The organism is Paenibacillus sp. B2(2019) (assembly GCF_008370385.1).
Classification (GTDB): Bacteria; Bacillota; Bacilli; order Paenibacillales; family Paenibacillaceae; genus Paenibacillus_AQ.
Genome location: NZ_VTZR01000002.1, coordinates 22138 through 35155 on the forward strand (window position 1 = coordinate 22138; position 13018 = coordinate 35155).

11 protein-coding genes are annotated in these 13018 nt (G+C 40.9%); 9 read left to right on the plus strand and 2 right to left on the minus strand.

Annotated features, from left to right (window positions below; all coding sequences use genetic code 11):
* Positions 1-9 precede the first annotated feature (9 nt).
* The gene (gene clpP / locus PAENI_RS00395; protein ID WP_042186692.1) at positions 10-591 is read left to right on the plus strand and encodes an ATP-dependent Clp endopeptidase proteolytic subunit ClpP; all 582 of its coding nucleotides are present in this window, start codon (positions 10-12) and stop codon (positions 589-591) included.
* 18 nt (positions 592-609) lie between these two features.
* Complete coding sequence (locus PAENI_RS00400; RefSeq protein ID WP_231573413.1) at positions 610-819, plus strand: hypothetical protein; 210 nt, start codon at positions 610-612, stop codon at positions 817-819.
* A 39-nt stretch (positions 820-858) separates the two neighbouring features.
* Here the strand turns inward: PAENI_RS00400 and PAENI_RS00405 are convergent, their stop codons facing one another.
* Entirely contained in the window at positions 859-1854 is a 996-nt protein-coding gene (locus tag PAENI_RS00405; RefSeq protein WP_262495462.1) for a LacI family DNA-binding transcriptional regulator, read from the minus strand.
* A gap of 272 nt (positions 1855-2126) precedes the next feature.
* Between PAENI_RS00405 and PAENI_RS00410 the strand changes: the two genes are divergently transcribed.
* Positions 2127-3848: a glycoside hydrolase family 13 protein gene (locus PAENI_RS00410; protein ID WP_149643883.1), complete on the plus strand. Its 1722-nt coding sequence runs from the start codon at positions 2127-2129 to the stop codon at positions 3846-3848.
* A gap of 68 nt (positions 3849-3916) precedes the next feature.
* Here the strand turns inward: PAENI_RS00410 and PAENI_RS00415 are convergent, their stop codons facing one another.
* Positions 3917-5803: an LTA synthase family protein gene (locus PAENI_RS00415; protein WP_149643884.1), complete on the minus strand. Its 1887-nt coding sequence runs from the start codon at positions 5801-5803 to the stop codon at positions 3917-3919.
* Between the two features lie 352 nt (positions 5804-6155).
* Here PAENI_RS00415 and PAENI_RS00420 point away from each other — a divergent pair, with 352 nt between their 5' ends.
* The 6 genes from PAENI_RS00420 to PAENI_RS00445 all read left to right on the plus strand — a co-directional run bounded on the left by PAENI_RS00420 (position 6156) and on the right by PAENI_RS00445 (position 12903).
* Positions 6156-7643 carry a stalk domain-containing protein gene (locus PAENI_RS00420; RefSeq protein ID WP_149643885.1) on the plus strand — a complete coding sequence of 496 codons (1488 nt, stop codon included), beginning with the start codon at positions 6156-6158 and terminating at the stop codon, positions 7641-7643.
* Between the two features lie 385 nt (positions 7644-8028).
* Positions 8029-8991: an alpha/beta hydrolase gene (locus PAENI_RS00425; protein WP_149643886.1), complete on the plus strand. Its 963-nt coding sequence runs from the start codon at positions 8029-8031 to the stop codon at positions 8989-8991.
* A gap of 126 nt (positions 8992-9117) precedes the next feature.
* A complete protein-coding gene (locus PAENI_RS00430) occupies positions 9118-10467 on the plus strand; it encodes an MFS transporter (RefSeq protein WP_149644536.1) in 1350 nt (449 codons plus the stop codon).
* Positions 10468-10564: 97 nt separating this feature from the next.
* A complete protein-coding gene (locus tag PAENI_RS00435; RefSeq protein ID WP_149643887.1) occupies positions 10565-11548 on the plus strand; it encodes an alpha/beta hydrolase family protein in 984 nt (327 codons plus the stop codon).
* A 148-nt stretch (positions 11549-11696) separates the two neighbouring features.
* Complete coding sequence (locus PAENI_RS00440) at positions 11697-12431, plus strand: GntR family transcriptional regulator (RefSeq protein ID WP_149643888.1); 735 nt, start codon at positions 11697-11699, stop codon at positions 12429-12431.
* 253 nt (positions 12432-12684) lie between these two features.
* Entirely contained in the window at positions 12685-12903 is a 219-nt protein-coding gene (locus PAENI_RS00445) for a hypothetical protein (RefSeq protein WP_149643889.1), read from the plus strand.
* The last annotated feature ends 115 nt before the right edge of the window (positions 12904-13018 follow it).

Below are 13018 nucleotides of genomic sequence, written 5' to 3' on the forward strand. Positions count from 1 at the left end.
CGCATACGCATGGCGTACATTCCTTATGTCATTGAACAAACGAATCAAGGGGAAAGATCCTACGATATTTATTCGCGGCTCTTAAAGGACCGAATTGTGTTTGTAGGGGCGGAGATTGAGGATCAATTAGCGAATAGTGTTGTTGCCCAATTGCTGTTCTTATCAGCTGAGGATCCAGATAAAGATATACACATGTATATCAATAGTCCAGGGGGCTCCGTAACAGCGGGATTAAGTATTTATGACACAATGCAGCTCATTAAACCGCAAGTAAATACGATCTGCACAGGTATGGCGGCTTCCTTTGGTTCACTTCTATTGTTAGCTGGGGCTAAAGGTAAACGTTATGCGCTGCCGAATAGTGAGATTATGATTCACCAGCCACATGGTGGTGCGCAGGGGCAGGCCAGTGATATTGCGATTAGAGCCAAACGTATTTTGAAGCTACGGGAAGTGCTTGTCCAGATTACAGCGGACCGAACCGGACAGACGGTGGAGAAGGTACAACAAGACATGGATCGGGATTATTTCATGTCAGCCGAGGAAGCAGTGGAGTACGGGATTATCGACAAAGTTATCACAAATCTGTAAGTCGAAGGAGTGAAGTGAATGATGCTGGAAGCTTTGCAGGGCAAAGAGGTAACCATTTATTTTGTAGATGGCTCTAACGCTAGAAAAGGCATTTTGGAAACAGTAACTGAGAAGTTTATTAAATATCGGACAGAATTCGAGGAGCTTTATATTCCCATGACTTCCGTCTGTTCCATCACACTAGATACTAAAGGACGGGAACGCGCCCGCGTAGGATTTACACAATAACCAATATCAGATTTAAAAATAGGGTTAGGGAAGCTTTCCCTAACCCGTACTTTCACGAATTGCCAAATAATGAGCTACATTTGCATGATGCTGAATACCAGTCTCCCCTTTAATCAGCTTGATTAAAGTTCGGGTAGCAGTCATTCCAATCTCCGTTCCGGAGTATTCCACCGAGGACAGCTTGGGACGAACGACAGAAGCGATAAAGCTATTATCGAATCCGAACACCGCAACATCCTCTGGCACCCGAATACCGTTATCGATCAGAAAATTCATCGCCCCTACAGCTATCCAATCTGTGGAGCAAAAAACCGCAGTAGGTAGCTCCCCGCTATCCTTAATCTGGCGCATAGCGTCACTTCCATCTTCTACGGCCATTCCACTTTCTACTACCCATTCTTCTCTTAAGGTAATGCCTGCATCCATAAGCGCTTGTTGATAGCCGCGATATCGATCGCCACCCACTGCATTATCTCCAGATACCCGGATCATGCCGATACTTCTATGTCCTTTTTGAATCAGATAAGTAACGGCTTCATAGGAGGCGGTAACATTATCCAGATGGACAGAAGGGATCGAATCAATCTGAGATTGTTCTCCAACTAACACGCAAGGTGACCCGGATTTCTGGATAATCTCCAAATGCTCCTTACTCGGAACCGAGCCTACATATATATAACCCTCAGTCCCCATATGGTGGAATAAGTTCAAATAATGAAGTTCACTATTAACACTTCCGTCTGTTAACCCAACCAAAACATCATAACCATATAGCTCGGCGAGATCACGTATGCCAATATTGAAATCATCAAGCACGGTATTACTGTTCTGCGGAATAATGACACCAATCAGAGGTGTATCCGGTCTACCTGCATCTGAACCGATGACATTAGGACGGTAATTCATTTGTTTCATGGCTTCCAATACACGCTTACGAACTTCCTCGTTTACCGGTTTGCTGTTATTGACAACCCTTGAAACGGTAGCTATTGAAACGTCAGCCATTTTGGCTATATCTTTAATTTTTACCTTCAAGAATATCACCATAACTTTCCAATCTTGTATTCGTTCTAGAATATATCGCAAGCATATCACGGATAGCTTCAAGAATCCAAAAGATTGTTATTGACCAGGAAAATAAAAGATCCTATAATGATCGCATAGGAAAATAATTTCCTTGAATAAACCCTAAATAGATAGTTTTTTAGTCGATAATCTTAAGTTTTATTATGAAAATCACTAATTTGTGAATTAAATAGGAAAATATTTTCCTGAGAGGGTATATGAATACGAAGGAGCTGCATACATTGAACAGAACATGGTGGAAAGAAGCCACAGCGTATCAAATTTACCCACGGAGCTTTATGGACAGCAATGGCGATGGTGTTGGAGATCTGCAGGGAGTCATCTCAAAACTTGATTACTTACAGGACCTTGGCATTAATGTCATTTGGATTTGTCCTATTTATAAATCCCCGAACGATGATAATGGATATGATATCTCAGATTACCAGGATATTATGGCGGAGTTCGGCAGTATGGCTGATTTCGATCAGCTATTAAGCGAGGTTCATGCGCGGGGCATGAAGCTGATTCTGGATCTTGTCATTAACCATACTTCAGACGAACACCCTTGGTTTGTTGAAGCGCGTTCAAGCAAGGATAATGCTAAACGTGATTATTATATTTGGAGAGATCCTAAGGACGGAAAGGAACCGAATAACTGGGAGAGTATTTTCAGCGGTTCGATCTGGGAGTTTGACCCTGCTACAGAGCAATATTTCATGCATGTATTCTCCAAAAGACAGCCTGACCTCAACTGGGAGAATCCTGAAGTACGTCAGGAATTATACGGTATGGTCAATTGGTGGCTAGATAAAGGGATCGACGGCTTCCGAGTGGATGCTATTTCACATATTAAGAAAATCCCAGGTCTTCCTGATCTGCCAAATCCAGATAATCTTCCGTTCGTTTCGTCCGGTGCAGGTCATATGAATCGGGAAGGAATTCACGATTTTCTTCAGGAGATGAAACAGGAAACATTTGATCGTTATGACATTATGACCGTTGGTGAAGCGAGTGGTGTTAGTGTCGATCAAGCGGAAATGTGGGTAGGCGAGGAGCAGGGCAAATTCAATATGATTTTTCAATTCGAGCATTTAGCACTTTGGAATAAGAGTGTTACGGGTGGCTTGGATGTTCTGCAGCTGAAATCAGCACTTTCCCGTTGGCAAAAAGGTCTTGAGGGTAGAGGCTGGAATGCATTGTTTATCGAGAATCACGACCAACCGCGTTCAGTTTCCACTTGGGGAAATGATGGTGAGTATTGGAAGGCATCGGCCAAATCGCTGGCTACGATGTATTTCCTAATGCAAGGAACACCGTTTATTTATCAAGGTCAAGAAATTGGGATGACTAATGTACGATTTGATTCCATGGATGATTATGATGATGTGGCGATGAAGAACCTGTATCGTTTAGAGACAGAAGCCGGAAAATCACATGAAGAAGTCATGGAGGTTATCTGGAAGAACGGCCGCGACAATTCTAGAACGCCAATGCAATGGGATGACTCTGAGAACGCTGGTTTCAGTAGCGGCAAGCCTTGGATGAAGGTCAATCCTAATTTCACGGAGATCAATGTGGAACGTGCGAAGCAGGACCCTGATTCCATCTATCATCATTATAAAAAGCTAATCGCACTTCGGGCCGCTAATCCTATTACCGTTTATGGAACCTATGATTTGATCCTACCTGAAGATGAACGAATCTACGCTTATACTCGTACACTTGGCAATGAGAAATTGCTGGTCATGTCAAACCTGACTTCAGAGGAAGCGCTGTTCGACCTTCCGTTTGATTTGGAATTTGACTCCAGTGAGTTGCTGTTGAATAACTATGTAGTTGACCCTGCCGAGAAGATCGAGACAGTGGCATTACGCCCTTACGAATCTCGTGTGTATATGCTGGTTAACGCGCTTGTAGAGCAAGAGGCAATTCTTAAGAGTGTGCCTGCAACAACGGTTTAATTATTTTAATAAACGCAAGAATGCCCCTCGGCCAATGGCTAAGGGGCATTCTTTTTATTGAATATCAATTATTTGCTCTGTTCGCCATCATCCGTAGAAGATAAATCCGGCCGTTGCAGAATATAACTATTAGACATATTCAGGAGCCGCTGAACGGCATCAAATTGCGCTTGTGTCGAACCGCCCTCAGTTTCAGAGCCGTCGATTAGGTTATAGTTATTTCCATCATCGTAATCGACACCAGTCAAGTACAAGCTTGTGTCATTAATAAAAGAACCAGTAGGAAGAAAATGTCTAACAGGTAGTAGATTGGTCTGTTGATTCATCAGATCTTCTCCGAAGTGGAGCTGGTCATTCATAGAAATCCCTAACAGATTAGCTACAGTTGGTAAGATGTCAATCTGACCGCCAGTTTGGGTATACACAGTATGTTGGTCTATGCCCGGGGCATGAACTATGAAAGGAACGTTGAACATATCGGTATATCCATACTCGTGTCCGACCATTTCCTCCATTAATGATTTCTCATTGCCGTCAAGGGAATACAGGGATACACCTTGATGATCTCCGTAGAAGACAATCACGCTATCGTCCCATAACCCGCTGGACTTCAGTTCGTCTAGAAATTGTCCCATGGCGTAATCCGCATAATTTTGGGCTAAAATATAGTCGCCGACTAAGGTCCCTTCATACCGTTTAGGCAACGTCATTTTAAATTTAGATTCTGGCATTTTATAAGGGTGATGAGCGCTCATAGAAATGACCATCGCGTAAAAAGGGTCGTCTTCCGCATCCATTTTGACTAATTCAGGAACAGTCTTGGCATACAGCACCTCATCGGAAGATCCAAATGCAATATGATCATCATCTCCATAGAAGGACTGATCGTAGTATTTATCAAAGCCTAGCACCTTGTATAAGGTTTTGCGATTCCAGAACTCCACGCTGTTGGTGTGAAAGGTAGCAGTATTGTATCCATTAGCTTTCATCAGCTTGGGCAGACTTGGAAGTTCCTTAGTCATATAGTTGGACGAAGTGGCTACTTCGTGATGAGGAACATAGAGAGAGGTGTTCACTACAAACTCAGCATCCGATGTTGTTCCTTGCCCCGCATTTGTATAGAAGTTATTGAAATAATGTTCGCTTGAAATAAGTTTATTTAGATTGGGAGTTACTTCCTTTCCGTCAATGCTTAAGCCAAGCAGGAAATTCTGAAAAGATTCCATCTGCACTACAATGAGATTTTTACCTTGAGCCGCTGCCCAATACTTTGGAGAGACTGGCTCCGTAATCCCCTTTATAGCGTCCACAGACTGCTGCGTAATTTCTTTGCTGTCGATCATTTCTTTCTTTTCTGTGGTGTCGGCAAAAATGGTATATACCTCGTAATTGAGAATCCCCATACGCTCTGCCTTTTTGTTCTCGTTCATACTGGCATGATTCGGCCAAATATTAAAGACACAGATCGCAAGTGAAACACTGATGATCCCAAGTAAGGCGGTTCGGTTCATACGCCGGTTCATGCCTCTTTCTTTCCAGATCGCAATATATTTGGGACGGAACATAAAGAACATGAAGACTACAATATCCACAAAAATGAACAAATAGTAAGGATCCAGCAAGGAGTATGTGCTTTCTCCGACCTTGGTTACCTTATCTGCCTGTTCCAAAGCATGGTAAGTAGCAATTACGCCGTAATACTTGTAATACATCAGGACGGCAAAATAAATCACTGAAATTAATAAGTTCGCAATCATGTAATACAGAAACTTCCGTTTGGAAGCCATCCACTCAATGAGTCCAAAGACGATAAAGAAGAACGGGATCTCTGTGAGCAGCATGCTCCAATTAGGGCCGTCACTAAATACTACGAACCAGGCCACTGCGCATTTTAAGAGCAGGATGAAGCTGAAAATTAGAAAGGGCTTGTTTTTTATTTGAAAATCTTTTTTCACTCGTAATCATCCTCTCTGGTGCAGAACAAACTAAAATCCTGCATAACTCTGTATGTTGTGGGAATCCGTTGCAATATGCCGATGCTTATTATGCTCTTGAAGTTTTAGTGTGTCAAAAGACGGACGAGAGACCTAGAGCGCAGCAACAAGCGATTTATGCCATATAAACAGTTAAAATCAGCTTCAATCCTAAACTACAGGTTAAAGCGTATAAATTGATTTGAAAAATTACAGTTTCTCGCAACTTTACATAATATTCCACAGTCTATATAAGAAGATTGAATACAGTGGGGGTCTCTATTGTTGCAGATCAACAGTTTGACCCTACCGATTCTAAAAGGAGTGATCTTAAGTGGGAAGACAAATTTCAAGCATTAAAATTCAGATAAGACGAATAGGTATTGTAGTTGTTGGGGCAGCTATTATCCTAGCTACAGCCTCACCATTAATAGTAAAAGCGGACAGTGTAGTGAATTTCCCGGATGAAAAGAAGTTATTGTCTGGCATCACAGGACTGGATGCGGGGGATAGAAGCGCTTATGCCATCACTGCGGATGGAACAGCCTGGGCTTGGGGTGGTGGATACGGCTCTATTGGTAATGGGGCAACCACGCCAGCGTACACTCCAGTCAAAATGCGCATCGATCATGTTAAGCAAGTTTCAGGTGGCTACCGTCATAATTTGATGTTGAAAGATGATGGAACAGTGTGGGCAGTAGGGGGGAACGAACATGGACAACTTGGCACTGGAGCGCAGTCCTCGAAAGTCCTTCTAGAGCCGGTTCAAGTGAAGGGGCTAACGGATGTGATTTCTGTTTCAGCAGGAGACACATTTAGCTTAGCGCTTCGCAAAGACGGAACGGTATGGGCGTGGGGAGGCAATGAGCAAGGAGAACTCGGTGATAATTCGGGGAAAAACGGGCTAACACCGGTGCAGGTGAAAGGACTACCCTCCATTTTAGCTATAGCTGCAGGATCGAATAATTCAGTGGCACTTGGAAACGGCGGAGAGGTGTGGGTATGGGGTTCATCTAAAACTAGAGGCATTAAAAAGGATGCGGTTCTAAAGCCTACCCTACTTAAAGGCGGCGGGGAGTATAGAGCTGTTGATACTGATGGGTGGAATGGAGTAGCTTTGAGATGGGATGGTACCGTTTGGTTATGGAATAATTACACAGATATGAATCCGGGTGGAACTTTACAACCGATTCAGATTCCAGGACTCACTGATGTCGTATCGATGACAACGGACTCAGCAGTAAAAGCCGATGGAACCGTATGGCAGTGGACAGTTGGCGATAAAAATAAGATGAATGTTAAACAGATTAGTGGTATTCAAAATGCAGTTTCGATTACCAGCGGGAACAGAAATCATTATGTACTTTTAAAAGACGGTCATGTTCTTGCATGGGGAACGAATGAATTTGGACAGACTGGGTTGGGGGTTAGAGATTTTATGATTGACACGCCTCAGCCCGTGAAGAAATCGATTCAGGTGCTGTTGAACAATACTGAAATGGATCTGACCATGCCTCCTTTACTGCTCAACAATTCTACTTACGTTCCTTTAAGAGGAATATTTCAGCAAATGCGAGTGGATGTACGTTGGGACGTTCCTTCGAGATCAGTTATTGCCGTGAAGGAATCTACATCTACTACGCTGAACTTAAATTCGATTAATGGACAAACGACAGTGAATGGAAAAGTAATAGCCACAGATCAAAAGCCAGTCTTTATTAATGATAGTGTATATGTACCTTTAAGATTGGTGAGTGAAATGTTAGGCGCTAAGGTAGAATGGGATGCCGAAGCTTATGCTGTTCAAATTCATTCAAATTAAATGGGGGTATTTTTGACTAATACAAACAATACTTTTTTTGTATGGATGGATAATATGATCCTTACGCTTGATTTTAAAAGTGATACTTCAGAAAAGAGCTCCCAAACGACGGGGGCTCTTTGTCATTATAATGATCTGTTTTTTAATCAGTGTTGACTTAACTGGTTTTAATGATTTATAGTGAAGTTGCAATTAATTAGACAACTATATATACCACGTATTACTGTTGTTTGTTTTTTTATTTGTAGGGTATGGAGGCAAAATAATTAAAAAGGGGGCGTCCAGTTCTACAAAATTTAATTACGGTTATCTGTAAGCGAATACATTTTAGCGTTCAACAAGACCAAAAAATATAAGTGCTGACAACACAAGAAAGGAAAAGAAAATGACAAATAGAAAATGGAGAAAAAACGGACCCATTTTAAGTATCGAAAATCAGAGAGGTTATTTTGATATCCCCTATGGCACAGCGTCCGACGCTCAAAAGCTAGATATTTGGCTACCTGAAGGAGATGGTCACTTTCCTGTAATTGTTTCCATACATGGTGGAGGATTTGTAGCTTGCGATAAACGCCAAAAAGATATGATTGAGCCGATGCTTGAAGGACGAAATAGAGGGTATGCCATTGTTTCCATAAATTACAGACTGACGGATGAAGTGATATTTCCTGAACCAGTAAGAGACGTAAAGATGGCCATCCGTTTTATCAAAAAGAATGCTGCCAAATTTCATTTGGATCCGCAAAGGATTGCCACTTGGGGTGGATCCGCAGGTGGTTATTTAGCCCTTATGACAGCGGTTTTTGCTAAAGAAACTCTATTTGATACAGAACATGATCCCAACAAAGATATTCCAACGGACGTATCGGCGGTTGTTTCTTGGTATCCGGTTTGCGACTTTTCTCGTTTGGATCACGATCTGCAAGTGAATTACATTCTCCAGGAAAACTCACTATACGAGCCGGTGGATATCAGTGATGAGTACGAAGACGTCTTCCCTAGCTCAAAGCGCAATGAATTCCCATTTCATACAAAGGAAAGTGTCTTAGAGAAGTTGGTTGGTGGTCCGATAGACGAGTTGGATCAGCAAGTTAAAAGATTAAATCCGATGAGTTATATCCATAAAGATATTCCAAAGATTTTGTTGCAGCATGGAGGTGGCGATGATATTACACCGATGCAACAATCGATCGATTTCGCATTGAAAGTAAATCAGCTTTTCGAGAGAGAACAAGCTAAGGTTGAAATTTTTCCAAACGCAATTCATTCCTCGGTGATATTTGAAACGAAAACAAATATTGGACGTGTTTTGGATTTTATCGATATTGAACTAAAGAATAATAAATGAGAGAGAAGTACATTGACAAATCTCGGGCACACGTTGCGAGAATAGAATGAATCTGCAGTGGTACTCACTTAAGCTAAGCAGTTCTAGAAGAGGGGAATGTACATGACAGAGCAAAACGCAAGCGCAATGAAATCTCAAGAATATAATATAAAGAAAGCTGTACCTGTTCTATTACTATTATTTTTATTATGTTTGGTCATTGACGGTTCATTTAAAATTGTTTCGGTAGATATAGCAAAAGATTTTAATATATCTGCGACGATGGTTTCCTGGCAAGCGACCTTAGCTGGACTTGTTTTTGGGATTGGGGCAGTTGTATACGCGGCTTTGTCCGATACTATCAGTATCCGAAGACTTATTAGCATAGGTATAGTAATAATATGTGTTGGTTCTGTGATGGGTTTTGTTTTTCAACATTCGTATATAATGGTTGTCATTTCACGAGTACTTCAAACGATGGGACTGACATCTGCAGAAACTTTATATGTAATCTTTGTAACTAAACAATTGCCTTTAAATGAACAAAAGAAATTTTTAGGATTAAGTACAAGCAGTTTTGCATTGTCTCAAGTCATAGGATCCTTGACTGGCGGATTTGTATCCACTTATTTCCATTGGACGACTCTATTTTTAGTTTCATTGGTAACTCTACTCATTCTTCCTTTTATTCTAAAATATCTGCCAAAAGAAGAGAAAAGAGGCTTAAATGTCGATGTAACTGGTTTATTCCTGGTGGGAGCAACTGCCGCAACGCTATTGTTCTATATTACTAACTTTAATATTATTTATCTTATTGCGTTTATTGTCGCCCTCGTCCTGTTCTTAACCTATATCAGCAAAAGTTCTAAAGCGTTCATTAGCCTTTCATTTTTCAAAAATAAGCAATTCATTTCTTTGTTATCGATAGTTTTTGTTATTTACTCTGTGCAATTAGCCTATATCTTTTTGTTTCCATTTCTTTTAGGAAATATTTTCAATATGAGACTCGATACGATTTCGTTACTGCTAATCCCGTCTTTTGTCTTAGCTGCAACGGTTGGGGCGCTTTCAGGAAAAGTAGCGAAAATGTTAGGAAGCAAGCAATGTATCATGATTGCAATGACGGGTATTACCGTTAGCTTGTTGGTAGGTGCATTCTTTATCGAAAGTTCTTTTATGCTGATCATTTCAATGATTCTATTCGCTTGTTCGTACGCGTTTATGTATGCTCCGTTAATTGATTCATACGTTGGTACAGTTGGGAAGGAAAAGTCCGGTACTGCGATTGGATTTTACAACTTAATTATGGGTGTAGGCGCTTCTATCGGTATTGCTTATACGGCGGTAATGATGGATAAGCCATCATTACAATTGCTTCCTAACATAAATAATCCGGTCGCTTCCGTATACAGTACTATTTTAGTGGTTCTTTCACTCGTTACACTATTCAGCTTATTCCTGTACTGGGTTTTGGTGGGACGTCTAATTAAGAAATAGAATTTTCCGGTTTCAACCGTGGGAACCATGCTGGGGAACTGGTGGCAGGACAATTTGAAGGCAAACATGTGTATTCGAATTTCGCGAAGGCATTTACATGGGAAATTTTGGACCAACTTACGAGACACCTGCACAGTCTTTGTCACATGAGGAAGTCATGGAAGCGACAGAGCAAGATAAGCCGAAATTTCTAAATCTTGTACTCGGAATCATTGAAGAGAGGTATTTGTTTTTCATCATAAGCAAAAAGGAGAGCGATCAACCCATGAAAGAACAGTTCGTATCGATTCCTAACGGAAGTCATAATATTCCTGGAATAATGGTAAGCCCATCAGGGGCAACGGAGGATAAACCAGCTCCTGTGGTATTGCTGTTGCATGGTACAGGTGGTAATAAAAATGAACTTGGAGATATCTACAAACGACTAGCTGCTCAATTGGCAGCAAGAGGATATGCATCTTTGCGGATCGACTTTGCAGGAGGTGGGGATAGTTCTCAACCTTATGTTGAGAATAATTTCGAAGATTCAGTCGCGGATGCTCTGAAATCGGTCGAATTCATCGCGAATGATTCAGGAATAGATAATAATCGGATCGGTGTATTGGGTTACAGCCAGGGAGGGCGAATAGCGCAAGTAGTAGCAGGCCGCCTACCAAAAGTTAAAGCTCTTGCTACCTGGTCATCCGCACCGTCAAACGGTGTAGAAGATTTAGAACTTATGTTCAAACTTGACGATGAAGCCTATGCGAAAGGTTCAGTTATGGTTACGATGCCATGGGGGACTCAATTAGAATTTGGTAAAAAGTTCTTTACAGCGATGAAAAATTCTCGTGCACTTGATGAGGTTGCCAAATATAATGGCCCATTACTAGCAATTGGAGGTTCTGAAGATCCTGTCGTTCCACCATTATTAGCAAGGAAATTAGTGCAACATGCAGGAAGTACCGATGCAACTTTGCGTATCATTGATGGAGCAGATCATGGCTTCAACATTTACGCTGGTGATAAATTAAATCCTGATCAATCCATTGCAGAGGGTTTGCTAAAAATAACAACGGACTGGTTTGCTGAAAAACTGTAACTATCATGAAAGAATAGTTGGACAGGACGTTATTCCGGCCCAACTATTCTTTTATGTGATTTCATCGAACAAGTAGCCTAATCTTAAACGGCTAAGGTTGCGCATTCCAACTGACGGGATATAATGTATATCGAGGAGGAGTATCTTAATGCCGATTAAAACTAAAGACAAGTCCCATCTATATTTGGATGTTTATGATAAAATACTAAAACTAATTAATGAGGGAGTTTATCCGGTGGGAAGTAAATTGCCAGCGGAATTAGAACTTTCCAAAATGATGAATGTTAGTAGGATGACTTTACGCCAAGCCTTAAGTTTACTCCAAGAAGATGGCTATATCGTGACGATCCATGGACAAGGAAACTTTATAAAAGATAATACAAAATTACGAAGTGTTGGATTAGAGAAAATAGGGGATACAGTTTCTAATTGTTGTACGGAAGCTATTGATGGCATTGATTCCGACTTTCGCCTTGAATTTGTCAACGATTATGATTATATAAAAAAACTGTTCGGTATTCATTCGGCAGTGTGTATTGGATTTAACAGGTGGTACAAAAGTAAAAATGAAATTGTTGCGCACACCTTTTCCATACTGCCGAGTGAAATCGCTTCAAAATTCCAAGTGAATCTGAATGATAAAGAATGTCTTTTCGAATTGCTTGAAGAACGAATTTACGAATATGCACATTCTTCGACAATAGAAGTTAAATTTACAAAATCCGTAATCTCCACTTCGAGCCATCGACTCCATTCAAACAATGATTTATATACACTATTAATCGAGAGTTTGTATGATTCGATTGGCCATGTTATTCTCCAGAATAAAATATATATACCGACCGAATTCAGCTCGATTAAAATTAATCGGATAAATAAATAGATTGAAAATTTAATTGGAGGGCGCAAGCCCTCTTTTTATTTTACAATCATCCATATCCCTTGCTTAAAGGAAAATATGAAATTCTGTAAACGAATGATCATGAATGTTGGATCATTGGGACAAAAACGGGTAAGAGTATATATTACGGCCTCTTTGTATTCGTTGCATTGCTGTTGATCGGGACGGGTTGGATGGGCATTCAGACTGATTTCTCAACACCTGCCTTAACTACAGATACAAATGGAAGGGTCTTGTGGACAGCTTACCAAGAGGCCGAAAAACAAATGGCGTTGCGACGGATACAGTAGCCATTGGAAACTTTAAGTTTGACGGATTTGGAAAAAGTATGGTCTATCTTGTGAAAAATTCTCCGCCGTATATTGTGATTAAATTGCCAGATGTATATGTGCTCTACAACAATAAGGATGCCACTGAAACTGAACGTCTCTACGCGGAGTTGAAAGGGTGGTGAGGTTTCACATTGAATTTAAAATAAATCGTATGAAGTAGCCCCCTATTGTGATAGAATAATCTAGTTGTCCTAGTTTCCGGAAATTTACTCCATTGCAGCGATTTTCATTAGATAT